The organism is Streptomyces sp. ERV7 (genome assembly GCF_001653515.1).
GTDB lineage: Bacteria > Actinomycetota > Actinomycetes > Streptomycetales > Streptomycetaceae > Streptomyces.
Window position 1 is genome coordinate 1 of sequence record NZ_LYOY01000054.1, and the last position, 991, is coordinate 991.

A 991-nucleotide genomic window follows, 5' to 3' on the forward strand; every position below is an offset into this window, starting at 1 on the left:
GGCGCCCGCCATCGCGTACTCGACCGCGAAGAGCGCGGGCTGGGCCAGGCCCGTGCGGTGCACTCCCGGGTCGCCCGCCAGGACGGCGTCGCGCACCGAGAGGCCGAGATGGTGGGCGAGGTGCCCGTCGATCTCGTCGAAGAGGCGGGCGTAGACGGGCGAGGTGGCATACCAGGAGGCGGCCATGCCGGGGTGCTGGGCGCCCTGTCCGGTGAACGCGAACGCCACCGTGGGCGCCGTGCGCCGCACCCCGCCGTCCTCGTCGTGGGTGGCGTCAGCCGCCTCGCGCAGCCCCGCCACCAGCGCCGCCAGGTCGCCCGCGGCGACGGCGACGCGGTGCGGCAGCCGGGACTTGACGCGGTTGCTGGTCCAGCACAGCTGGGCGAGCCGGTCCTCGGGCAGCTGGGCCAGCGCCTCCGCCTGGGCCAGCAGATTGGGGCGCAGCTGGCGTGCGGAGCGGGCGGAGACGGTGAACACCCCCGGGACCCGCTCGCCGGAGCGGTGCACCGCGCGCGGCGGCGAGGAGAGTACGGCGTGCGCGTTGGTGCCGCCCATGCCGAAGCTGCTGACGGCGGCGTGCACGGTGCCGGACGGCAGCCGTAGCGGGGACCTGAGCAGCGACAGACGCCGCCCCGGCAGCTGGAGCCCCGGGTTCTCGTCGTCGGCGAAGCGGCTCGGCGGCACGGTCCGGTGGTGCAGCGCGAGGACGGTCTTGACGACCCCCGCGATCCCGGCGGCGCCCTCGGCGTGCCCGAAGTTGCTCTTGACCGAGCCGAGCGCGACGCTGCCGCCGCTGCGGCCGCTGGTGAGGTGGCCGAGCGCCTGGGCCTCCATCATGTCGCCCAGGAGGGTGCCGGTGCCGTGCGCCTCGATGAAGCCGATGTCGTCGGCGCCGACGTCGGTCGAGCGCCAGACCCGCTCGATGAGCTCCTGCTGAGCCCACCGGTTGGGCGCGGTGATGCCGTTGCTGCGGCCGTCCTGGTTGACGCCG

The 991-nt window shown here is 75.6% G+C and carries 1 protein-coding gene; it reads right to left on the minus strand.

Annotated elements, in window-relative coordinates; translation table 11 throughout:
* Positions 1 to 991 (minus strand): acyltransferase domain-containing protein (locus tag A8W25_RS29545; RefSeq protein WP_158942782.1); only part of this gene is annotated, 991 nt, incomplete at both ends.